We start from the raw sequence: 21,862 nt of genomic DNA on the forward strand, positions 1-21,862 counted from the left end.
TACCATGACTGTCAACGAATTTCTTCAATATCGATTTTTCGGCAACAACATCGGCACTTACCTCGTGTGCGGGGTTATTATGCTGGTGGGCTACGTTTTCAAAACCCTGCTGTCGCGCTTGTTGTCGCGTCTGCTGTTTCGGTTTCTGCGCAAGCAAACGGAGGGTGTTAGCGAAACCCAGTTTCAGGTGCTGCTCATCAAACCAATTGAAGTAGTCGTCGTTTTGATCACTATTTTTCTGGCGTTCAAAGTGCTTAACTATCCGGTTCGCACTTCCGATCTAGACAAAAGCGAGCACTGGCTTGAACTGCTTGTTTTTCGGGTTTACCAGATTGGCTTTATCACGGCCATTTGCTGGGTCGTTCTGCGCCTGATCGATTTTTTTGTGCTGGTATTCAGCCGCAAAGCCGAAATTGTTCCTTCACGTTTGAATAATCAATTGATTCCTTTTGCCAAGGATCTGCTGAAGGTGTTTGTGATGATTATCGCCTTTCTGATTATCCTCGGCAAAGGCTTTGGCGTGAACGTGACAGCCTTGATTGGTGGCCTAGGCATTGGTGGACTCGCGGTGGCATTTGCGGCCAAGGAAAGCCTTGAAAACCTCATTGCTTCGTTCACTATTTTCCTTGACCGTCCCTTCAATGTAGGCGACCTGGTAACTGTGGGCGGCGTAACCGGCACCGTCGAGAAAGTAGGTTTCCGCAGCACTCGTCTGCGCACAGTGGAGAAAAGCTACGTCACGGTGCCTAATAAGTCGATGATTGATAAGCCCTTGGATAATTTATCGCTGCGTACCGCCCGGCGCGTCAACTTCACGCTCACCATCAGCCACGAAACGACCAGCGACCAGCTTCGTCGCATTATTGCCGATGCTACGGCCACTATTCGGGCGCACCCGCTTACGACTAATGAGGTGCAGTTGCAGTTCACAGCTCTCACGCCTACAGCCAAGGAAGCCGCTGTTCAGTATTTTGTCGAGACGAATAACTACGATGAGTTTCTGGCGGTGAAAGAGGAATTGAACTATGCTATTGTGGAGGCAGTGGAGCGCCACGGCGGCAAGTTTGCCAATATGCTGGCCAGCACTCAATCGCCTGCCGACCGGCTGCAAGGTCTCGAATCTGTTGATCAGCCCGTTTTGGGGAAATAACAGCTGCGTAGCTTCTTATTGCGCAAAAAAGCCCCCCAGAAATATTCTGGGGGGCTTTTTATATGTCAGATTATTATAGACTGGTTCTAGCGACCGCCGAGCAGACCGCCCAGCAGGCCACCCATACCGCTGCCGCCACCGAGGAGGCTGCCCAGACCGCCGCCGCCGGCGGAACGGGGTGCCGAGTTTGGGCGACCACCCAAACCGCCCAAGATGGACGTGAGGGAGCCTAAGCCGCCGCTGCCTACGTGTGAGCCACGCTGGGGCAATTGCTGGCCACCGCCGCCTAGTACGTTGCCCAGCAAGCCGCCGCCGAGCAAACCGCCCAACAAGCCGCCCATGCCGCTGCCGCCCATGCCGCCCATCAGACCGCCCATGGAGCCACCGCCCATTAGGCCACCTAAGCCACCGCTGCTCATCGCACCACCCCGGTTACCGCCCATTACGCGCGACAGCACCATCGGGGCCACTACACCCAGCAAACCACCCATCAGGGCGCCTTTGGGGATGCCGGCACTTTCAAGCTTATCAGTAATGCCGCCGAAGAAGCCCTGCTTGGCAGGATCGTTAGCATCGTGAGGCACTTTCTCGGCTTGGTCAACTACTTGCTCCAGCGTGTGCTGCTGTTGCTGATTAATGCCGAGATACGTGGAAATCTTGTTAACCATTGCCTCTTCGTCGTTGGAATAAGCTCCATCGGCGCGGGCAAAGCTGATCAGGTCGGTTACCAGCGAAAAGCGTAGCTCACTACCTTTCAACGCGTCCAGATTCTGCTGTACAGTGCTGTTAGTGGCATCCTGAGCGGCGCTTACTACCTGTTGGGTAGAGCCACTGGAGAGACCAGCAGCTTGAGCGAGCTGCTGCAAAAACTCTATCTCGGCATCTGAGGCCTGACGGTCGGCTGAGGCTAGGCTGGCAATGACGCTTAGGTAAGCGGTTTTCTCCTGTTCAGAGTAATTCTGTAATACTTGCGTGTTGTCCATAGCGGTTAAGGTTGGGAGGAAAGAAAAGTACTGCTCTCCTTAACGCACTCTATCGGGAAATGTTGATGCTCGACTATACCCCGCAATAAAGAGTTGTGGTACAACCCTTTTGCCACGCTTTTAAGTACGGCTAGAAATCGAAATACTCGTCGGGTTGTGGCTGGGCTGGCTTCTTTACCGGCTTTTTCAGCTCAAATGGCTTTCGCGCCTCTGCCGGCCGGGTTGCAGGCGTCGCCACAGGATCGGTAGTGGCAGATCCATCCAACGCATCACTCAGATTAGGGCGCGGACCGCTGCCGGGGGGCGTTGCGGCGGCCCGGTTGGCCTGCGCACGAGCCCGATCATAGCTTACTTTGAAGTTGTTCTCATCACCCTGAATAGCCAGCAACAGGTTGGGCCCAGTGGTGCCGCTTCCCCCCATAGATGCCCGATGTAGCAGCCCCGGCAACACCGGAATGGAGAGGTGGTAATCCATCTGCTGGTCGAAGGTATGCGTGCCCGTAACGCGAATAATGGAGGCAGTGCGCACGTTAGAGCGGATTTCCATTTCCGGCATATACACTGTCCGGCTCTGAATATAGAAGTTGTTGGTGAGCTCTGCGAAGCGCAAATGGCGCAATTGGTCCCGACGGGCTATCATAGAAAGCTTCTGCAACGGCTCAAAATTATTGAGCTCCCCATCGCGCACCGTTGCTCTTACTTCGGCTTCCATTCGGTCAGTAAGCGGCGTCAGACGGCGGTCAAAGTACAAGTCCGACTCGCCCGAAGCCGTGAGGCGGCCGCGTAGGTGACGAGCCGTAATAAACTTCTGGCCAAAGTCCTCAAACACGTAAAACAGACTATCAAGCGGCAGTTGTGAGCAGGCCATGGTGGTATGCACCTTCAGCAAATCGGGCTGGCGCGCATCAATGCTTCCTCGAATGCTGGCTTGGCCGCCAGCCGCTGCCACACTCAGCGTAGGCGAAGAAATAACCTGGTCGCGCAGGCGCACCGTGCCATTGAGGTTACGTCCCCGGAAGCGCCGAAATTGCACTCGGCCTACGCTGGCCTGTACGTCTAAGGCCAGATTGGGGGCTACGTGAAACTCGTATTCGGATTGCGGCCCTCGCTTTTTACCCTTTGGGGGGCTTTTCTGCGCAGCGTCAGCTAATTGCGCGCTCAGCAACTGGTCAAAATCAAGTAAGCGCGACTCCACATCGGCCTCCACTAAGAGCTGTTGGCGAGGTAGCAAGAGCCACCCCAGCGCATTTTTGAACAGGCCGTTTAATTGAAAGTCAGAGCGACCTATTCGCCCCTTAAAATCACTGACTGCTACATCGTTGCGACGCAGAATAAAGTTGCCGCTGAGCCCCGTAAATGGCTGCCCGAAATCGCGCAGGCGCAAACTCACACCTCGTAGCGTCAGGTCGCCGCTAGACTGCACAGCGGCGGCGGCAGGTTGGGCCCGAAAGGCTCGCAGGTTGCCGTTGAAGCGCACGGCTAGGCGCGCGTCGCCACTAGCTGTACGCACGGCGGCTACCGGGTAGAAGCGCAACGCACGGGCTACGTCAAGGTCGGCCCGCAGGTCGAGTTGTACTGTAGGGTCTTCAAAGTTATGATAGCGCAAATTGCCCCCCAGCGCCCGCCCGTGCAGCGTGCCGCGCACCTTCCGCAGAGCCAACGTAGACGTGCGCAACGACCGCTTGTTGCCATTATCAAAGGACCCCGTCAGATAGACGTTTTCTACGGTTTCGCGGTACTCAGGATGGTAGAAGGAAGCATCGCGACAGCCAAACTGCACATCCACCCGCGGATTGCTGCGCGCAGACATAGCTCCGCGCACCGTACCTCTAAAATACACTTCTCCCCGACTACGATAAGCGCTTAAGTTGCCAGCCAAGCGCGGGGGCAGCAACGCTACTACCGATTGGACATCGGTTTGTCGACCTTCCACGTGTAAATCCAACTGTGTTTCGCCCCCATAACCTACCGTACCCGCCACACCATACGTAGCGGGCCCAATACGCAAATCAGAGGGCTGAATGGTAACTCGTCGGCCTGGGCGGTCAATAGTTATCAGGGTCTTCAGTGTCAACTCCTTTTGCCGAAAGTATTTATCCTGCCCTAGCTCAATCGCTTCGATACGCGCCTTCCCATCAGCTTGAATATCAATGAGCTCATCCGTTACTGAAAGGCCCGCGCGCAAGTCGTGGGCTCGGATAGTATGCCGCTGACGCCGCGCTGCATCATCGTATATTACCAGCACCCGCCGCAGCACAATACGTTCCAAGTCAAATGCGAAGGGCTTATCATCGGATGTGCCCGATGAATCGACCCGAAAGACGTCCCAGTTAGGTTGGCTTTGCGCATCATAGCGCACCTGCACCGTTGCTGAGTCCAGGGTCACGGCCCGAATGCGATAGCGACCAGCTACAAGGTCCCAAATGTCGAAGGCGCAGTATAAGCGACGCGCGCGCGCCAGAGCCACGGTATCTTGGGGTAAAGAGCCCCCCACTACCACATTCTGCAGCGTTACCGACACTCGCGGAAACTGATCGATCAACGAAAGATCAATTTTACCCACTTGCACAGGTGTACGCAGGTGCCGGTTGGCTTCCCGCACAAACAACGCAATGATGCGCTCCTCCCCCAGCCAGATTCCCAAAATGCCCCCCAACAGCAGCAAAATGCCTCCCAGCAGCGAGTACAGAAAAAACTTTTTTAAACGAATCAACAACCGAAATTTTCTGGTAGTGAATCAGTTGAGAGGTTTTTTGGACTCCCTCACTAAAAATTATAGCCCGAAGGTCGCGGTTTTTTTTGCGTATTCGAAAATGACCTGCCATATTTGCCATCCCAAACGGGAACAAAGGGAGATTAGCTCAGCTGGTTCAGAGCATCTGCCTTACAAGCAGAGGGTCACTGGTTCGAACCCAGTATCTCCCACCAAAAGGACAGTCGGTAACGGCTGTCCTTTTTTTGTTTGTAGTTTTAGGATTGGTAAGATACATAGCAGGTTGAAGCCCGTAAAAAATCAATATATTTATCCGTTTTAGTGGGATCTTTATAATAAAGTAACCTGCTGGAGCGTATAGCGTATTCAGCTTGTCATTACAGTAGCTACACCGCTGCATTAATAATACCCTCTCTCCCTACCCTTTCTGTATTATGAAACACTTACTGACTTTTAGCCTTTCCTTATTACTGGCTGTCACTTTTACTGCTTGTGGTGAAGAGAATGAGCCAGATGCAACAGATCCTAAGATAACTCTACTGGTTAATAAAGATTGGCGCGCAACGGCTGATGTTAGTGTAACCACAACTAGTGCCGGTGCTACCACAACAGTCGATAATTACGCCGCATTGCAGGCTTGTGGTAAGGATGACTTCATTCGCTTTAACGATAATGGCGAATTAGAGATAAATGAAGGCCCTAGCAAATGCGCTGCTCCCGATCCGCAGACAGCGAAGGGCACCTGGAGCTGGAATGCTGATAAGACGGTTATCACCTTTACGGAACCCTGCTTATGCCCTAATTTCCCTCCTACGCTCAGCGGTCCGGCCGATTTAACATCCTCTACCATGACTGTTAAGCAGACATCAACCAGCAATGGTAATACTACTGTCCGTACCGTTACTTACGGGTCTATCTAAAATTAGCACAGTAGTCACAAAAAAGCCCGCTTCAATTATGAAGCGGGCTTTTTTGTGACTACCAAGTAGCTACTCAACAACCAGTCTGTGTTACTACACTTGCTCGGCTAGCTGTTAACTTGCGCCGCCACAGCAGCCCTATTCATGCCTGACTTGTTTCGCTTTCGTTTCTTTAAGTCGAGCAGCCAGTGGATTGTGGGGGGCTTTTTTGGGATGCTGATCGGCATAGGTTTGTGGCTGCATAATGACTACGGCGTATCGTGGGATGAGCCGAACAACCACCTCAATGGGCTAGTCAGTGCAAAGTATCTGACTCAGTTGGTAGCTCCCGAGTTAGTAGCCAGCCAACCTAGCAGTCGCCTGATTCCCGACATCCAGAACTTTGCGGATGCTGACCATGGTGTAGCGTTCGAGCTGCCGTTGGCCCTGCTCAGCTTTGTTTTTACTCATGGCGATTCACAGGCGTTCTATCGTCTTCGTCACATTTGCGTCTTTCTCGTTTTCGTGCTTGGGGTTTGGGCCCTGTATCAGCTCGGAAAGCAACGGTTTGAAAGCTGGCGTTGGGGGTTATTGGGCGCGGGGCTGCTCGTGCTCTCGCCCCGGTTTTTTGCCGAAGCTTTTTACAACGGCAAAGACATCGTGTATATGGCCTTCTTCACGCTGGCTATCTACACGCTGGTGCGGCTGCTGCACCACCCGACGCGGGGGCGCGCCCTCGTCCACGGGCTCGCCACGGCGCTGGCCGTCGATGTGCGCGTGCAGGGGTTGCTGCTGCTAGTCGTAACGCTGGTTATGCTGTGGCTGGAAGCCCGCCACCGAGCGCGGAATGAGCGCGGAATGTTGCTGCGAGTGGGCGGAGTATATAGTATGGCCGCGCTGATTTTTACAGTGTTGGGGTGGCCCTATTTATGGGCCTTGCCCTGGAAAGAACTTTTAGCGGCTACGCAGCGAATCAGCCAATACCCCTGGGCGGGGCGGGTGGTATACTTTGGGCAAGTCTTGCCGGGCACGCAGCTTCCCTGGCATTATATCCCAGTATGGATAATCATCACAACGCCTTTACCTTACGTAATATCCGCCTTAATCGGAGTGGGCCTCTGGCTGCGGAAGATAAGTTGGCGAGGGCGAGCAAGCGTAAGTTCATTTGCCGGGCGCCTCGATCTGCTTTTCGTGAGCTGGCTACTGGTACCTGTGCTACTGGTCATGGCATTGCGTCCGGTAGTGTATGATGGCTGGCGGCACTTATACTTCATCTATCCAGCGCTGATACTTCTGGCGGTGCATGGCGTGCATACGCTCGCGGCAACAGCGCGGCAGCGACCTCAGTGGCGGCCGGTGGCTATAAGTGCGGCCCTAGTTGTCAGCGGCGGAATGGTACACGCGGCCTGGCGCATAGTGCGCGACCATCCGCACCAGCAGACGTATTTCAGCATTTTGCCCCCCAGCTTCGCTCAGCACAACTTCGACCTCGACTATTGGGGCCTTTCCTACCGTCAGGGGCTTGAATGGGCACTTACGCACGACCAAGCTCCCACAATCAACGTACACTCGCCCTGGCCCAGTGGTCACCTAGTTTATACGAACTCACTAATTTTGCCCCCCGCCGACCGCGCCCGCCTACGCTTCACAAACCACCAAAACGCCGACTATATCCTCACTAACTATCGTTATCGAACGCATTCTTTTCCCGACACCATCGGTCGGGAAGTACATACTATTCAGGTTAATGGCGTGCGCATCCTATCGGTTTTCCGACGCTCTGATAAGTAAGTCGGCTGGTAGCGGGTTAACCTTTTTTATAACTATACCGCTCGCGTGCCCGGTATCGTTCCTTACTGCGTGATGTCACTGCTTGAAGTTTCTACTGCTCAGCACCGGCGGCAATTTCTGGAGCTGCCGGCTCAAATTTATCAACACCATCCTAACTGGATTTCGCCCCTCGATAATGATGTTGAGGCCGTATTCGACACGCGACGTAATCCCAACTTTCAGCATGGCACAGCCACTCGCTGGGTTCTGACCAATGCACAAGGTCGGGCCATTGGTCGCATCGCCGCTTTTGTAAATGAGCTTACCGCACACACCGATCCTACGTTACCGACCGGTGGAATCGGTTTTTTTGAGTGCATTAATGATCAGGCCGCGGCCAACCAACTCTTTGGTGTTGCCCAGGAGTGGCTACTGACGCGTGGGATGCAGGCCATGGATGGGCCTATCAACTTCGGGGAGCGCGACCGGTTTTGGGGTTTGCTGGTCTCGGGCTTCACGGAGCCTAACTATGGGATGTTTTATCATCCGCCCTATTACCAGCAGTTGTTTGAAAACTATGGCTTTCAGGTGTACTTCAAGCAGTATACCTGCCACCGGGAAGTAGCTGAGCCTCTGCATCCAAGCTTTGCGCGCACCGCCGAGCGCTATGCGCAGGAGGAGCCAGCTTACACGTTTGCCCACTCAGTAGGTCGCTCAGCCGACCAGATGGCCCATGATTTTCATCATGTGTATAACCTGGCTTGGGCTAATCATTCGGGTATCAACCCGATGACGTTGGACAAAGCGCACCAGCTGGTGCGCCAAATGCGGCCCGTTATGGACACGCGCTTGCTTTGGTTTGCTTATCACCAGGGTGAGCCCGTTGCTTTCTTTGTGAGTTTGCCCGAGCTGAATCAGATTTTTAAGCACGTAGGGCCAAGGCTAAATCTGGGGGGCAAAATTCGGTTTGTATGGGAAAAATGGCGCTATGAACGCCGGCAGCCGCGCAAAATGTTCGGGGTCATCTTCGGCGTTGTACCCGCTCACCAAGGCAAGGGCGTCGAGTCGGCGATGCTGGTGCACGCTCAGCAAACGCTTGTAGCGGCCGGTTACACCGAGATTGAGATGAACTGGATCGGCGATTTCAACCCTCGTATGCTAGCCCTCACCCGCTCCATCGGAGCCCGCATTTCCAAAACGCACGTGACGTACCGCAAGCTTTTCGACCCCACCCGAAAATTCGAGCGTAGCGCGATAATCAGGTAGCGCTGAGCTACCCCTGCTGCCGAAACAGCGTATCGAGCGCCAGCACCTGCGGTATCAATAATTGCTGATCATCATTGTACACGACGTAATCGGCCCGCTGGACCTTTTCCTCCTCGCTCATCTGCTTGCCGACAATAGCCAGAATATCGGCAGCAGTACGGTGGGGGTCGCGGCGTAATACGCGGGCTTGCCGCACGTCTTGGGGGGCAAAAACCGTAATAATACGGTCGAGCTGGCGGTAGGCACCCGACTCAAAAAGCAAAGCTGCCTCCTTTAGCGAGTAGGCGTGTCCTGCTTGCTGCTGCGCCGCAGCCCAGGTTTCAAAGTCGCGGCCTACGTGCGGGTGCACCAAAGCATTGAGCTGGGTTAGCTGCGCGGGGTTTGAGAAGGCAACGCGGGCCAAATAGGCTCTATCCAACTGGCCCGACTCGCTAAACGTCTGGGAACCGAATGCAGCCAACAATTCCGCTCGCAAGCTCAAATCATTCGCCATTATCCATTTCGCCCGATAGTCGGAATCGTAAACCGGTACACCCAATAATTGAAACAACCGGCATATAATACTCTTCCCCGACCCAATTCCGCCGGTGATACCAATCCGCAGCATACTCATCTAACCCGTGAAACCCGCACGGCGGGTGTTTTGATAAGAGTGCCGCGGGCTAATGCCGGAGCCTGTACAAGCATAGGCTCCAGGCTGGAATCGGGAGCAGTTAGCTTACGATAATTCAGCATTACCCGCAGTTCCTGCAGGTTTAAACGGGCAGTGTCCTCAGGGAAACATTGTACCTCTACGGTTACGGTAGCAGGAAAAAATCCGAACTTCTCCCCCACCGGAAAATTATTCAGCTCAGGTACTATCTGCACAGGCACGGTTAGCAGAGGGCGCGGCTGTAGGCGCACCTGAATTTCCTGTACATTGGTTTCCACCGAGGCCGGACCGCCGATAGGTACGATAATAGCCCCGTCGCTACTACCGGCTGGTGCTTTGGGCAAGTGCACAGGATAGGGGCTGGCCAGTCGATTTACGGTACGGGCTGGCCCCCGAAATGCAATGCTTTCGGGTACAAAGCGTGCGGCGTAGGGCAAAGCGGAGCCATCAACATCCGGACTGAGCGTCAACGGCAGCCTACGCGTTATTAGCTCATCAAATTCAACCCAAAGCGTATCGGTCAGAATATAGTTGAACTGCATACCTTCCATCGCGGTCTGCAAGGCTGGCCGCAACGAACTTCCTGTGACAAAGCGGGTAGCGGTGGGCACTCTGCTTACGGGTACCTCTGCTGGCTTCACGTCTAGCATCAGAGCCTTGCGCAACAACTTCCACCCGCGCCCCGTCACGTTTACGGCTACTTCACTGGGAAGCGGCTGCACGGGTATGTAGCGCGTGGTGTCGTAGCGCCAAGTCAAGGGGTAGGTAATGCGGGTAGAATACGTTTTGTTCAGCGCATTCAGCAGCCAAAACGTGGAAGCCGCCATAAAACAAACGGTAACTGCCCGCCAGTAGCTGCTCTCCTGTCCGTAAAACGGACTGGTGAACCAGCGAACCAGACGGGCAGCACGAGTGAGCGGCAAAGCGGTATAGTTAAGGGAATTAGGGCGTCGTTACAGGAGCCTTCGCGGCCGGCGTTACTTCGCGCGCGATAGCGCTACGGTCAAACTTGAGGCGGGTGCCTCGGTCTACTTCAATAATCACTGATTCTTCGTGCACATCCACGATTTTGCCATGCAGGCCACCAATCGTAACCACCGTAGCACCTTTGATCAGCGACTCGCGGAACTTACGTGCCGTAGCCGCCCGCTTCTGCTGAGGCCGGATCATGAAGAAATAAACCACGGCGGCAATAGCCACCGGAAACAGAAACTGGGTAATGCCCCCCGCCGGGGCTTGCAATAAAAGCGTGAGGAACATTGGAGAGGTGTTGGGTTGAAGAAAAACGCCGCGGCCACCAAAGAGCTAGCGGCGCCCGAGTCAGCAAAAATAACAAGAGCGGCTTGTGGGCCGCTCTTGCTTACCGTTTTATTGAGCTAACGGTCCGTTTTGGCCGTCAGGTAGGATGTTGGTCCGAATAGCAATCTGGGTGATAGTAGGCTGCGTGTTGGCCCGAATAGCTATTTGCTTGTTCTGAAGGCCAGTTTTGCCTTGGCTGTCAAACTGCACATCAATGGTTCCTTTGCCGCCGGGAGCAATGGGCTCTTTGGTCCAGTTAGGAGTAGTGCAGCCGCAGGAAGCCGTTGCATTTTCAATTAGCAGGGGGCTTTTTCCGGTGTTGGTGAACGTAAAGGTGTGCTTCACTACCTCGCCCGGCTTGATGTCGCCGAAGTTGTGCTCGGTTTCAGCGAAGGTCATCACCGGCGCATTCGGATTGGGCGCTTCCGTTTCGCTGGCCACATTGGGGTTATCAACTACCGGGCTGGCGGTAGCCTCGGCGGCAGTAGCGGCGGCATTCATGCCGGCCGCGCCTACTTCCGTGGACTTTTCATTGTTGCAAGCGCCTAGCAACACGGCAAAGGCGAACAAGGAGGGAATGAGGGTACGTTTCATGGAGTTTGTTAGCAGACCATCTTATTTGGACAGCCTAAGTTCTTCGTTTTCAATTAAAAAAGCTACAACAGGTGAATGCTGGGCGGGGTTCCGGCACCTAGCAGTCACTTGCCCCTAGTGAGGCGCACAAAATTAGGCGCTGGGGGGCTTTTTTCTACTTCAAATTATCAATTACCGCCTGGGCAAATTCGCTGGTCGAGGCCTTGCCTCCCAAGTCGCCAGTACACTTTTCCTTTTGCAGCAAGGTAGCATCCAAGGCAGCTTCGAGGCGGTCGGCGTGCGTGTGCTCGCCGAGGTGATGTAGCATCATCAGGGCTGAGCGGAGCAAAGCTGTAGGGTTAGCTTTGCCTTGGCCGGCAATGTCAGGAGCCGAGCCGTGCACCGCTTCAAATACGGCCATATCATCACCAATATTGGCCCCCGCTACTACGCCTAAGCCCCCTACGAGGCCAGCGCAAAGGTCAGACAGAATATCACCGAAGAGGTTGGTCGTCACGATAACATCAAACTGCTCGGGCTTATTGACGAGCTGCATGCACATGTTATCAATAATCTTATCCTCAAACTGAATTTGCGGAAACTCAGCAGCCGCCTCTTTGCAGGCATTGATCATAAGTGTACCCGCCATCTTGAGGATGTTAGCCTTGTGCGCCAGCGTTACCTTTTTGCGGTTATGCTTGGCCGCGTACGCAAACGCCGCGCGGCAAATTTTGCGCGAGCCCTCCACTGTGATGCGGTTGAAAGAGTCGGCAATGCCTAAGCGCTCATCCCACACTTCAAGACCGGAATATAAGCCCTCGGTATTTTCGCGAAACAGCACCAAGTCAATCCCTTCGTAGCGCGTCACAATGCCAGGGTTGGTCTTGGATGGGCGCACATTTTGGTACAGATCGTACTTCTGGCGCAGCGACACATTGATACTGCGGAAGCCTTTGCCTACGGGCGTCGTGATGGGGCCTTTCAGAGCCACGCGGTTTTTCTCCAACGAATCCAGCAACGCCTGCGGAATCAACTCGCCCGATTGGTCGAAAGTCGTTTGACCAGCGTTCTGCTCTTCCCACTGCACAGGCACCTGGGCGGCACTGAAAATATCCGTAACGGCCTTCGTGATTTCGGGTCCGATGCCGTCGCCGGGAATAAGGGTGATTGTATGCATTCTATTGATCTACTGATTGTTTGATGTGCAAATGTGTCGCAAAACGAATCGGCATTTTTAGGTAAAGTGCAACCGTTACTTGGCTGCGTGAAATGCGAGTGTGCTGATGCGCCCCGATGGAAAACCATCCTAAGCACATCAGCACACCGTCGAATCAGCGCATTACCTAAACCGTCTTACGAGAATTGATTTGGTTGATGAGCTGGTCAACATCGCCGAGCAACTGCTCCGCTTTGTCTTTGGCTTCGCGAATGACTTTCTGCCCTTCCGACTTAGCCGTTGAAGGGCCGGCATCTACCCGGCTCGTCACCAAGCTTTCGGTAAGATCAGCGAGTACCTCACGGTACTTTTCGAGCTGATAACTCAGCCAGCTGCGGGTTTCGCGGCCTTTTTCAGGCGCGTACAGCAGACCCAAAACGGCTCCGGTAAGGGCACCGCCCGCGAAGCACACAAGGCCGGTAGTGGTTTTGCTACCCATATTTTTTAGAGAAGTGAGTACAAACAGGTGAGAAATGAGACGTTAGTTACTACTGAGTACGCAAAGACGCAAAATGAGATATATAGTCAACCGAATAATGGGTCGATGTCTCGCTTGCTTTCTGCTTGTACTAAGCTTTAACCATTACTGATTGTCAAGCAAGCCACGACCCGACTTGCGGATAGCACCGCTAGCCGTCAAATCCTGGGCCAGCTTGTCCAGAATACCGTTGATAAACTGCTTGCTTTTCGGTGTGCTGTACATCTTGCTGATTTCGATGTACTCGTTGATGGTCACCTTCACCGGAATGCTACGGAAAAGGTGCATTTCGCAGAGTGCCATCTTCAGCACGATCTTGTCGAGTTGGGCTACGCGCTCCACGTCCCAGTTCTGCACTGACTCGGCAATCAGCTTTTCGTAGCGCTCGTCATCGGCAAGCGTTTGCTGATAAAGGCTTTGGGCAAATTCCTTGTCCTCGGCCCAGTTGGCTGACAACGCCATGAGCTCCAGGTTCTCGTCGGCCGCTTCGTCAAGCATTTTTATGGTCTTCACCACTAGGTTTTTCACCACCGGACGGTTTTCCTCCCAGTTCAGGTCCGCCTCATCTAGCTGGGTAGCCAGTGCGCCTTCCTTAAACACGAAGGTCTTGTACAGGTGCTTCAGCGCTTCCTGGTCTTCGGTATAATTGCCCCCCGGTGCGGCCAAGTACGCCTGAAACTCTGCGTCCTGCTTTATTTCCTGACGCCAAGCGGTGCGTAGCGCTTCCATCTCCTGCTCGCCGTTCCATTGCAGCTTGCGCCGAATGGTGAGGTCCTGCAGTTGCTTGTTGCCCACGAGCTTCTCCAGCACTTGGTTTTGCTCAAAGCGAGTAGTGTCGAGTAGTGCTTCCTTAGAAGGCGTAAACCGACGCGCTTCACGGTCGCGCTCATCCTCCATCACCCGCAGCAAAGCGGTAGGCAGGTTCAGCAGATGAATATATTGGTCGTGAATGCTCTCCGCTGCGTGCAGCATTTGCCCCTCAAAGAAGGTACCCTCTTTCTTGACCTGCTTTTCGTAGAAGCTGATAGCATCGGCCACAGCCTCGTTTACGGCAGCATCTTCGGTTTTTTCCGGGTCAGCTTTGGTTTTGTGCCATTCCTTAAAGATGACCTCGGCCAGCTTGCGCTGACCTTGCAGCACCTTACGGTCCTGGGGTTCGGGGGAAGTGAGGTCGGGGGCAAATTCCTCGGCAATGCGGTCATTGGCCAGCAGAAAATCTGACCCTACTGCCTGATGGTAAGCGTATAGGGCCTGCATAACCTTGATGCGAAGCGAGCGACGATTGAGCATTCTGGTGTGGTGTCTGTTACGAGTTGTGAGTTGCCTGTTGTTAGTTAGGAGATACTGCTCTATAAAAAAGCTGTTCTGTTACCGGTCAAAAGGCAACCCACAACGCGCAACGCAATTAATAAGTTGATTTTACCTTGCCTAATGCAGCAATACGCTGCTCAGCTTGGCGAATAGCGGCTTTTTGAGGATGAATTCCCTCAAGCTCAGCCTTGTTAAGCACCTCTGTGGTGAAGTCGTAAATCTTTTCAGTCTGACTCAGGGCCGACTTGCGGCTACCGCCAATTACCTCGGAGTAGACGTTAATTAGCCCCCCAGCATTGATAAGGAAGTCGGGAGCGTAAATGATGCCGCGCTCTACCAGCGCCGGCCCATGCACGTTCTCGTCCTGCAGCTGGTTGTTGGCGCAGCCCGCAATAACGCGGCACTTCAAGCGGTCAATTGTGTCACTGTTGATGGTGGCACCCAGCGCGCAAGGTGAATAGATATCTACTTCCTGATCGTAGATTTCATCGAGGCCCACGGCTACCGCGTTATACTTGGCCGCCATTTCCAGCTTGCGGTCCTCGTAGTAGTCGGTCAGCACAATTTTGGCGCCTTCCTTAATGAGGTGCTCCAACAAATAGCCCCCCACGTGGCCTACGCCCTGCACTGCAATGCGCTTGCCGGCCAAGCTCTCCGATCCGAAGGCTTTCTTGGCAGCGGCTTTCATCCCCATATAGGTACCAAAAGCCGTCACGGGTGAAGGGTCGCCGGAACCGCCCATGCTCTCGGGCAGGCCAGCTACGTGCTTGGTTTCCATACGGATATACTGCATATCCTTGGTCGTCATCCCTACGTCTTCGGCCGTGATATACTTGCCGTTGAGATTCTTCACGAAGCGACCAAACTTGCGTAGCAAGGCTTCGGTTTTTTGCGTTTTGGCGTCGCCAATGATGACGGCTTTGCCACCGCCTAGGTTCAAGCCCGAAATGGCTGCCTTGTAGGTCATGCCGCGTGATAAACGCAGCACGTCGTTCAGGGCTTCTGCGTCGGAAGCGTATTCCCACATGCGAGTACCGCCCAAAGCTGGGCCGAGCACCGTGTTGTGAATACCGATAATGGCCTTGAGGCCAGTTTCGTGGTCGTGGCAGAATACGACCTGTTCGTGTTGATGCTCGGCAATCTGACCGAAGACCGAAGTATTGGTCAACTCTTGGATTTCAACCATGCGGGACAAAAATTAAAATTGGGTGGGTGGGAAGGTAAACTGGGTGGAAAGCGGTTGTTGTATCTTTGAGGGCAAGACGAAGCTCCAACATGGTGAATCGTTGTGGTCGTAACTAACGTTAGACGTACGACGATTTGCGGAGCTGGAGCTTAGCATTACCCCTCAATTTGGGGGCAAAAGTAACCCGATTTTCTGATTTTGCCCCCCAGCCGTCGGGCTTACACCGCTTGGCGACTCCCTTCGCTACCCCATTCCAACACCTCGACCTGTGCGCGCTCTTGCCTCTACCAATAAGTATTTGTACCGCTATAAATGGCATTTCCTGGGTGGGGTGCTGTTCGTGGCGCTGTCGACGCTGCTGGCTATTTTCCCGGCCCAAATCGTGCGCTACGCCTTCGATTTAGTGAATGAAGGCATCGACTTATATCACCTTTTTGCTGGCACGCAGGCGCAAAGCGGCGTGTACGAGCTGTTTGGTCGCAATGTGCTCCTCTACGGTCTGCTCATTGTAATTATGGCGCTGCTGCGGGGCATTTTCCTGTTCTTCATGCGCCAGACGCTCATTGTGATGTCGCGGCGGGTAGAGAACGACCAGAAGAACGAGATTTTTCAGCATTACCAATCGTTGCCGCTGAGCTTCTACCGGCGCCACAATACCGGCGACCTGATGTCGCGCATCTCCGAGGACGTGGGCCGGGTGCGCATGTACATCGGGCCGGCCATCATGTACTTCCTGCAGCTCGTCGTTCTATTTGTGCTCATCATCCCGCTGATGCTGATGGTGAACGTGAAGCTGACGATTTACACGCTTTTGCCGCTGCCGATTCTCTCTATCAGCATTTTCTACGTCAACAATCTGATTGAGCGCAAGTCGGATGAAATTCAACGCTCGCTTTCTAGCATGACAACGTTCGTGCAGGAGGCGTTTTCGGGCATCCGGGTATTGAAGTCGTTTGTGCGTGAAGAGGATTCGCACCAGCAGTTTACCGTCGCCAGCGACAACTACCGGGAGAAGTCATTGAGTCTGAACTTTGTGAACTCCCTGTTTTTCCCGCTGATTCTGTTTCTAGTCGGCTTAAGCACCATTATCACCGTCTGGATTGGGGGACAGGAAGTTATTCGTGGTACTATCAGTGTGGGTAGTATCGCCGAGTTTCTGATTTATGTAAATCTGCTTACTTGGCCCGTTACGGCCCTGGGCTGGACTAGCAGCCTCGTGCAGCGGGCAGAAGCTTCACAGGCGCGTATCAATGAGTTCATGAATCAGAAGACGGACATCATCTCCCGCCAAAATGTAGAGCGCGACATTCAGGGTGATATCATATTTGATAACGTGTCTTTCACGTACCCTGACACTGGTATTCAGGCTCTTAAAAGCGTCAGCTTCCGAATTCGTCCCGGTCAAACCTTAGCCGTTATCGGCAATACGGGCTCAGGCAAAAGTACCGTGGCTGCCCTGCTCTGTCGTCTTTACGACGTAACCGACGGCAGCATTCTGGTAGATGGCACCGATGTGCGCGACTATGCCCTGACGTCGTTGCGGGAGCAAATTGGCTACGTACCCCAGGATGTGTTCCTGTTTTCGGACTCAATCCGCAACAATATCAATTTCGGCCTCGAAAACCCGACGGAGGAAAGAATGCTGCAAGCGGCCAAAGACGCCAACGTGTACGACAACATTGTGCAGTTTCCGCTGGGCTTCGACACCAAGCTTGGCGAGCGAGGAATTACACTATCTGGGGGGCAAAAACAGCGCGTCAGTATTGCCCGTGCCTTGGTTAAAGAGCCCAAAATTCTGATTCTGGATGACTCACTCTCAGCCGTCGATACCAACACGGAGAATGCGATTCTGGGTAGCCTTCAACGCATTATGGCCAACCGCACCAGCCTGATTATCTCTCATCGGGTATCATCGGTGAAGCTGGCTGATGAGATTCTCGTGCTCGACGACGGCCAGATTGTCCAGCATGGTACCCACGCGGCACTGATGGCGGACGCAAATGGCCTCTACCGTGCTCTCTACGAACGGCAGTTGCAGACGGAAGAAGTGTAAGGTTGGCATTACGACACAAAAAAGCCCCCCAGAACAAGTCTGGGGGGCTTTTTTGTGTCGTTGCTATTATTGACCAAGCATTACCCGGCGCATCCCTTTTCGTTCGCCGGCGGTGCATTGTACAATGTAGTAGCCAGCAGGCAAGCGACTTACGTCGAGTGAGGTCGGCTTATTACCAACCATCATATTGCGGGTCAGTACAGGTCGGCCTTCGCCGTCGTTTATTTCCACGCGGGTAGGGCCGGCGGCATCGGTGCGCACGATAAGGCTCTTGGTTAACGGGTTATTATCCAAGCTCACCTTGAGCGCTCCAGAAGTGGCGGCTGGCGCTTCCATCTTATCAGTTATCAAGGAAGGGGCACCAGTAGCTGGCTCAGCAGCCTCGGTGGACTTCTCAGCGGCAGCCGATGCGGTTAGTGCAGGGGCGGCTGGCTTAGCTGCGGGTGCTACGGGCTTCGCAGCGGTTTTCGTTTGGGCTAGTGTTGGCACCGTTAGCAAAAAGACCATTCCTAAGCCCAGCAATACAGTAAATTTTTTCATATGCATCCGAAACGAAAGAGACAAAGTCAATATCCTGTAAAAGTATAACACAGTTGGTATTCTTCTATTCTAATTTTCCTCTTTACAACTGCATTCTATTCAGCCTCAACCGATAAGTAGGTCCCAGCCTAATTGCTGGCAAACGCCTTCTTCCTTTCATCAAATTTTTAGGTTTGTATTAGGGTAGCTTTATCAGTTTTAGCCGCAAATTTTATCCTTCCGAAGATTGTGCCAAACCCAAATCGTCTCTTATCTTTGCGATTCGATTCTATCGGGGTGTAGCGTAGCCTGGTATCGCGCCAGCATGGGGTGCTGGAGGTCGTAGGTTCGAATCCTGCCACTCCGACAGAAACAGTTCGCTGTTTAAAAGAAGCCTTCGAATTTCGATTCGGAGGCTTTTTTTGGGCAGTAAAAGGAAGGCTTGGTGCCCCACGGCACCTCTCTCGGGGTGTAGCGCAGCCCGGTAGCGCGCGTCGTTCGGGACGACGAGGCCGTAGGTTCGAATCCTGCCACCCCGACTTACTCTAACTCTCAAAAAAGCCCCCCAGACGATTGTTTGGGGGCTTTTTTATATATTATAATTTAATTATTATATCTACTATACAAGATGAAGTTAGGGTTGCGTTCTTTGCCAGCTTGGTATTCAATCACTTTATCTCTTTACTTCCTTTTCCACTATCTGTATGAAGAAGATCGTTTTTCTGGCATTACTCTTATCTCTAAACTTCTCAATAGCTCAAGCTCAAATAAGTAGAGGCACCTCTTTAATTGGGGGAAGTATTGGATACAATTGGTCTACTAATGAGAGCAAGTATGTTGGGTCAGTCATTCCTGCCGGTCCAAACCCAATAGAGCTCACTTATCAAAATTTTAATATCAATCCAAATGCAGGTTACTTTATAGCTGACAATCTAGCTGCAGGGCTGTCTTTTGGATTTGGTACAACAAAAGAAATTAGGCCTTATTCTGAAAGTGCCGATCCCGCCCGCCCGAACAAACTGATAACAAAATCTATCACTTATAATGTAGCGCCTTTTCTGCGTTACTACTATTTCCCGATTGAGAGCTTCGGATTTTATAGCCAATTATCAGCTGGATTAAATCATCAAGTTACTACCACTACATTTGATGGAATTGATAATGAACGTAAAAGTAAAACTAATGGGGGGGTGTCAGTATCACTCCAGCACTAGTTTTCTTTCCTTCTCATAAACTAGGTTTGGAACTGACTGCTGGTAGTATTGGCTATTCTCGCACTCGCACTAAGCCTTCAAGTTTACAGGAGGGACAATATGATAGGGAAACTAAAACCTCAAGCTTTGGAGCCAATTTTGGCTTGAGCAATCTCACGCTAGGAGCCTCTTATTACATAGGTCGCCAATAAAATTGCCATTTTACCAAGCACAAAGCTGGCCCCGATGTATATCCGGGCCGGCTTTGTTTTGAGGTTTCTCTACTTAACTACTGCCAACACTTCCGCCGGCCCTGCGTCCGGAAATTGCTCCACATACACCTGGCGCAGCGGTATCTTCTGTTGCTTTGCGTATTCTTTGATACCACTGTAGAGCTTGCCGGGCGCCAGCATATAACTGGCTTCAAGTCGGGCCTGTACTACCCGCTGCCCACCGCTGAATGTGCTGTAGCGGTAGCCGGGGGGCAAATTCTGCGAAACAGTATCCGCTACGATAAGGCCGATAAAGGCTTTTACTGTGTCGCCGGCCGCCTCGGGGTCATTATAATAGATATTGCCGAGTGTGCCCTGGAGGTGATTCTTCTCCTTGTACTGCTGCGCCTGACGAAACAGAGGCCCAAACTCATCTCCCTGAACGGGCCCATTGTAGTAGCGCCCAGCCAAAAAGATGGGCTTCGCAGTTGTAATCACCGTTACTTCAGGCTGACGGAAACCTCCCAGATAAGCATATACGCCACCCAGAATAAGCACCAGAGCAAAACCGATAAGCCAGAACCAACGCATTATGTAGTGTTTAAAGTGAGTGCTACAAAGTACAATGTGAATTAAGAAGTACGAGCGCTACTTCCCAGATCCACTTTTTCACTGTTCAGCTCCATGCTCACGTCTTTGTACTGCATTTGGTAGAGCTGCTGATAAAAGCCCCCATGACGCAATAGTTCTTCGTGCGTTCCTGATTCCTTGATCTCGCCGCGGTCGAGCACAATAATGCGGTCGGCCTTCTGAATAGTGCTGAGACGGTGCGCAATAACCAGTGAGGTGCGGTCCTCCATAAGTTTGTCGATAGCCTCTTGTATCAGCTCCTCCGTTTCGCTATCGACCGAGGAAGTAGCCTCATCCAGAATAATAATCTGCGGCTGGTATACCATGGCCCGCACGAAGCTAATAAGCTGGCGCTGACCAACGGAAAGTGTGGCCCCGCGCTCCATTACCGGATAATGCAAGCCGCCCGGCAGTCGCTCAATAAAGCGTCGGGCACCGACCAAATCGGCTGCTTCCCAGATTTGGGCCTCCGTAATATCCTTATTTCCCAGCGTGATGTTGTCGGCGATGGTGCCTGCAAACAAGAACACATCCTGCAACACCACCCCAATATGGCGGCGCAACTCCTTCAGGTCGAACTCGCGCAAATCGTGCCCATCAACGCGAATCGTGCCTTTGTTAATTTCGTAGAAGCGGCTCAGCAGGTTAATAATAGAGGTCTTGCCGGCACCAGTAGCTCCCACAAAGGCAATGGTTTGGCCTGCTTTTACGTCAAAGCTGATGTCGCGCAGCACGTACTCTTCGTCGTTGTAGGCAAACCAGACTTTTTCAAAGGCCACATCCCCACGGATGGAGGCTGGCGCCAGCGTGCCAGTATCGGCAATAAGCTCCTTGCTATCAAGCAATTTCAGCAGACGGTCCGTGCTTACTAGGCCAAGCTGCAATGTATTGAAGCGGTCAGCAATTTGCCGAATTGGCCGGAAGAACAGCGCATTATACAGGATAAAGGCAATAAGCGCTCCCTTTGAGATAGTGCCCTCAATCTGGCCCTGCGCCGCATACCATACCAGCAACCCTACGCCAATAGCGGCCAACACCTCAGCCACTGGGAAGTAGATGGAGTAATACAGCACCGACTTCACATTGGCCCGTGTGTGCTCCTGGTTAATGGCTTTGAACTTGCGAAACTCGCGCTCTTCGTTGTTGAAGATCTGCACTACGTTCATGCCCGTTAGGTGCTCCTGCACGAAGGAATTGAGGTTGGCCACCGCCGTGCGTACCTCCTGAAACGACTGCTTTACCTTCTCCTTGAACACATACGTGCTGATAATCAAAGGCGGAATGACCGACAAACTCACCAGCGTGAGGCGCCAGTCAATCCAAAACATGAAGCCCATAATGAACAGCAGTTGGAGAATGTCGCCAATCATGGCCGCTAACCCCTCGCTGAACACATCCGACAATGTTTCTACGTCGGAAATATTGCGGGTTACCAGCACTCCAATGGGTGTGCGGTCGAAGAACTTAAGGCGCAGATTCAGAATGTGTTGATACAGATCAACCCGAATATCGCGCACGATATACTGACCCAGCCAACCGCCGAAGTAGGTTTGCAGATAGCTTACCAGCGTGTGAGCTACCAGCAGCACCAGCAGCAGCACAAACATCTGGTTCACGCCCGTCAAGTCGCCCTGCTCGATGCTTCGGTCCACCATTTTCTGGATCAGAAAAGGACGTAAGGTGCCCAGCGCGGCCGTAGCAACGGTCAGGAAAATCAGAAAATAAAATATCCGCCGGTACGGCCGCACATACTTCATCA

Annotated in this window: 19 protein-coding genes and 3 tRNA genes; 9 read left to right on the forward strand and 13 right to left on the reverse strand. The window is 52.9% G+C overall.

What is annotated here, in order from left to right; all coding sequences use genetic code 11:
- Positions 1-4: 4 nt before the first annotated feature.
- Positions 5-1,150, forward strand: a complete 1,146-nt coding sequence (locus tag G7064_RS11445; protein WP_166073684.1) for a mechanosensitive ion channel family protein — start codon at positions 5-7, stop codon at positions 1,148-1,150.
- A gap of 86 nt (positions 1,151-1,236) precedes the next feature.
- Here the strand turns inward: G7064_RS11445 and G7064_RS22740 are convergent, their stop codons facing one another.
- Together G7064_RS22740 and G7064_RS11455 are read right to left on the reverse strand one after the other, a co-directional pair.
- Positions 1,237-2,133 carry a TerB family tellurite resistance protein gene (locus G7064_RS22740; protein WP_133271222.1) on the reverse strand — a complete coding sequence of 299 codons (897 nt, stop codon included), beginning with the start codon at positions 2,131-2,133 and terminating at the stop codon, positions 1,237-1,239.
- A gap of 130 nt (positions 2,134-2,263) precedes the next feature.
- Positions 2,264-4,846, reverse strand: coding sequence for an AsmA-like C-terminal region-containing protein (locus tag G7064_RS11455; protein WP_166073685.1), 2,583 nt, complete (start codon positions 4,844-4,846; stop codon positions 2,264-2,266).
- A gap of 137 nt (positions 4,847-4,983) precedes the next feature.
- On the opposite strand from G7064_RS11455, the gene G7064_RS11460 reads away from it, so the two are divergent.
- The 4 genes from G7064_RS11460 (at position 4,984) to G7064_RS11475 (ending at position 8,781) form a co-directional block, all read left to right on the forward strand.
- Positions 4,984-5,061: transfer RNA gene (locus G7064_RS11460), tRNA-Val, on the forward strand.
- Positions 5,062-5,280: 219 nt separating this feature from the next.
- Entirely contained in the window at positions 5,281-5,766 is a 486-nt protein-coding gene (locus G7064_RS11465) for a hypothetical protein (RefSeq protein ID WP_166073686.1), read from the forward strand.
- Between the two features lie 144 nt (positions 5,767-5,910).
- A complete protein-coding gene (locus G7064_RS11470; RefSeq protein ID WP_166073687.1) occupies positions 5,911-7,536 on the forward strand; it encodes a glycosyltransferase family 39 protein in 1,626 nt (541 codons plus the stop codon).
- 72 nt (positions 7,537-7,608) lie between these two features.
- Positions 7,609-8,781 carry a hypothetical protein gene (locus G7064_RS11475; protein ID WP_166073688.1) on the forward strand — a complete coding sequence of 391 codons (1,173 nt, stop codon included), beginning with the start codon at positions 7,609-7,611 and terminating at the stop codon, positions 8,779-8,781.
- Positions 8,782-8,788: 7 nt separating this feature from the next.
- On the opposite strand, the gene coaE is transcribed toward G7064_RS11475, so the two are convergent.
- The 8 genes from coaE to G7064_RS11515 form a co-directional block, all read right to left on the reverse strand.
- Entirely contained in the window at positions 8,789-9,394 is a 606-nt protein-coding gene (gene coaE / locus G7064_RS11480) for a dephospho-CoA kinase (RefSeq protein WP_317172748.1), read from the reverse strand.
- Complete coding sequence (locus G7064_RS11485; protein ID WP_166073689.1) at positions 9,391-10,356, reverse strand: hypothetical protein; 966 nt, start codon at positions 10,354-10,356, stop codon at positions 9,391-9,393. The genes coaE and G7064_RS11485 overlap by 4 nt, the downstream gene beginning before the upstream one ends.
- A gap of 19 nt (positions 10,357-10,375) precedes the next feature.
- Entirely contained in the window at positions 10,376-10,693 is a 318-nt protein-coding gene (gene yajC, locus G7064_RS11490; protein ID WP_166073690.1) for a preprotein translocase subunit YajC, read from the reverse strand.
- A 108-nt stretch (positions 10,694-10,801) separates the two neighbouring features.
- On the reverse strand, positions 10,802-11,326 hold the full coding sequence (locus tag G7064_RS11495) for a DUF1573 domain-containing protein (RefSeq protein ID WP_166073691.1): 525 nt from the start codon (positions 11,324-11,326) through the stop codon (positions 10,802-10,804).
- Positions 11,327-11,480: 154 nt separating this feature from the next.
- Positions 11,481-12,482, reverse strand: a complete 1,002-nt coding sequence (locus G7064_RS11500) for an isocitrate/isopropylmalate dehydrogenase family protein (protein ID WP_133271214.1) — start codon at positions 12,480-12,482, stop codon at positions 11,481-11,483.
- 166 nt (positions 12,483-12,648) lie between these two features.
- Positions 12,649-12,960 (reverse strand): YtxH domain-containing protein, encoded by a 312-nt coding sequence (locus tag G7064_RS11505; protein ID WP_084443414.1) that lies wholly within the window; start codon positions 12,958-12,960, stop codon positions 12,649-12,651.
- 144 nt (positions 12,961-13,104) lie between these two features.
- The gene (gene nusB, locus G7064_RS11510; RefSeq protein ID WP_166073692.1) at positions 13,105-14,289 is read right to left on the reverse strand and encodes a transcription antitermination factor NusB; all 1,185 of its coding nucleotides are present in this window, start codon (positions 14,287-14,289) and stop codon (positions 13,105-13,107) included.
- 115 nt (positions 14,290-14,404) lie between these two features.
- Positions 14,405-15,496 carry a Glu/Leu/Phe/Val dehydrogenase dimerization domain-containing protein gene (locus tag G7064_RS11515; RefSeq protein WP_133271212.1) on the reverse strand — a complete coding sequence of 364 codons (1,092 nt, stop codon included), beginning with the start codon at positions 15,494-15,496 and terminating at the stop codon, positions 14,405-14,407.
- Positions 15,497-15,764: 268 nt separating this feature from the next.
- Between G7064_RS11515 and G7064_RS11520 the strand changes: the two genes are divergently transcribed.
- Positions 15,765-17,549, forward strand: coding sequence for an ABC transporter ATP-binding protein (locus tag G7064_RS11520; protein ID WP_166073693.1), 1,785 nt, complete (start codon positions 15,765-15,767; stop codon positions 17,547-17,549).
- 66 nt (positions 17,550-17,615) lie between these two features.
- On the opposite strand, the gene G7064_RS11525 is transcribed toward G7064_RS11520, so the two are convergent.
- Entirely contained in the window at positions 17,616-18,089 is a 474-nt protein-coding gene (locus G7064_RS11525; protein WP_166073694.1) for a T9SS type A sorting domain-containing protein, read from the reverse strand.
- Between the two features lie 272 nt (positions 18,090-18,361).
- On the opposite strand from G7064_RS11525, the gene G7064_RS11530 reads away from it, so the two are divergent.
- The 3 genes from G7064_RS11530 to G7064_RS11540 all read left to right on the forward strand — a co-directional run bounded on the left by G7064_RS11530 (position 18,362) and on the right by G7064_RS11540 (position 19,282).
- A tRNA-Pro gene (locus G7064_RS11530) sits at positions 18,362-18,435 on the forward strand.
- A 98-nt stretch (positions 18,436-18,533) separates the two neighbouring features.
- A tRNA-Pro gene (locus G7064_RS11535) sits at positions 18,534-18,607 on the forward strand.
- Between the two features lie 165 nt (positions 18,608-18,772).
- Entirely contained in the window at positions 18,773-19,282 is a 510-nt protein-coding gene (locus G7064_RS11540; protein WP_133271210.1) for an outer membrane beta-barrel protein, read from the forward strand.
- A 260-nt stretch (positions 19,283-19,542) separates the two neighbouring features.
- Here G7064_RS11540 and G7064_RS11545 read toward each other — a convergent pair whose 3' ends face one another.
- Complete coding sequence (locus G7064_RS11545) at positions 19,543-20,064, reverse strand: hypothetical protein (protein WP_166073695.1); 522 nt, start codon at positions 20,062-20,064, stop codon at positions 19,543-19,545.
- A gap of 41 nt (positions 20,065-20,105) precedes the next feature.
- Positions 20,106-21,860 carry an ABC transporter ATP-binding protein gene (locus G7064_RS11550; protein WP_166075111.1) on the reverse strand — a complete coding sequence of 585 codons (1,755 nt, stop codon included), beginning with the start codon at positions 21,858-21,860 and terminating at the stop codon, positions 20,106-20,108.
- Positions 21,861-21,862: the final 2 nt, after the last annotated feature.

It is taken from the genome of Hymenobacter sp. HDW8 (assembly GCF_011305775.1).
Classification (GTDB): domain Bacteria; phylum Bacteroidota; class Bacteroidia; order Cytophagales; family Hymenobacteraceae; genus Hymenobacter; species Hymenobacter radiodurans.